This window comes from Komarekiella delphini-convector SJRDD-AB1 (assembly GCF_014831675.1).
Taxonomy (GTDB): Bacteria; Cyanobacteriota; Cyanobacteriia; order Cyanobacteriales; family Nostocaceae; genus Komarekiella.
In genome coordinates, this window is the sequence record NZ_VJXY01000169.1 from 1 (window position 1) to 1,524 (window position 1,524).

Here is a 1,524-nt window from a genome sequence, read left to right on the forward strand (position 1 = left end):
CCAGGGTAAACGCATCTAAGTATAGTACATAAATACTAAGAGAGATAAAGGCAGCGATCGCTCATGGTATAGAGGTTGAGCAATAAGGCTTTGATGGTAAAGTCATTGTAAAAGTAGCAATATTGCCCCAGTTTGCGTGAAGCTCAAGCCCAAAATCACTATTGCTGACCATTTTGCTATGATGTCAGACCCAAGAATAGACCGCACAAAGCGACACAAGTTGATAGATATTTTGACAATTTCAATCTGTGCGGTGATCTGTGGAGCAGATAGTTGGGTGGCAATTGAGACGTATGGCTGCGCGAAATATGAGTGGTTAAAAACATTTTTGGAGTTACCAAACGGGATACCGTCACATGATACGTTTGCAAGAGTCTTCGCCCAATTAAACCCTCAACAATTTCAAGAATGTTTTATTTCATGGATGAAATCAGTATATAAAATAACAGAGGGTGAAGTTGTTGCAATAGATGGAAAAACTTTATGTGGTTCTTACGATCACAATAGTGAGCAAAATGCAATACAGATAGTGAGTGCATGGGCAACTACCAATAAATTAGTTTTAGGGCAAGTAAAGGTAGACTCTAAATCGAATGAAATCACGGCAATTCCAGAATTATTAAAGGTATTAGAACTATCAGGATGTATCGTAACCATTGATGCAATGGGTTGCCAGAAAGAGATTGTGAAGTTGATTACACAGCAATCGGCAGATTATGTAATCACATTAAAAAAGAATCAAGGTAATCTTTATGATGAAGTTGAAAAACTAATTAAAACAGAGATAAGCACGGGTTTTAAAGGAATTCAACATAGCACATACAAAACAGAAGAAACAGGGCATGGTCGTCATGAAATCCGTAACTATGTAATGTTGACTGGAGTTGGGTCACAACTTGATCCAGATTCCGTGTGGTCAAAGTTTAGTAGTGTTGGGATGGTAGAGTCCGTCCGCTCCGAATATGGTAAAACAACAGTAGAGACCCGCTATTTTATTAGTAGTCTTGAGTCCAAGGCAGAACAATTTGCTAATTCTATTCGTAGCCATTGGGGTATTGAAAATTCATTACATTGGGTATTGGATGTGGCTTTAAGAGAAGATGACTGTCGAATTAGAAAAAATAATGCTCCACAAAACTTTGCAGTATTACGGCAGATTGCAGTCAATCTTTTAGGTAAAGAGAAGCGTGTAAAGCGTGGAATAAAAAATAAACAGTTTCTTGCCGCGATGGATAACAACTACTTAGTAAGAGTTTTAGCATTAGCTTAAAATAGTATATCAACACTTGAATTGAAAATTTTACATGGAAGTTTCACTTGTCTAGAGGAAAAGCATACTTTTCTGTACCGCTCAATGAGTTTTTTTAGTATTAATATATAGTGATTTATCTAAATATAAGCTAATCTCTATTGTTGAAAGGTTAGGGATTTGTTTTATTTATAGTTGTAGCAACTTGTAGGATTATCTATGTCATTTTCAAATCTTTTTTAGTTTTTATTAGTAAATAAGATGCGTTCGCCCTG

Annotated in this window: 1 protein-coding gene; it reads left to right on the forward strand. The window is 36.1% G+C overall.

All coding sequences use genetic code 11. The features are described 5' to 3' along the window. The first annotated feature begins 136 nt into the window (after positions 1-136). A complete protein-coding gene (locus FNW02_RS38100) occupies positions 137-1,270 on the forward strand; it encodes an ISAs1 family transposase (RefSeq protein ID WP_191762627.1) in 1,134 nt (377 codons plus the stop codon). The last annotated feature ends 254 nt before the right edge of the window (positions 1,271-1,524 follow it).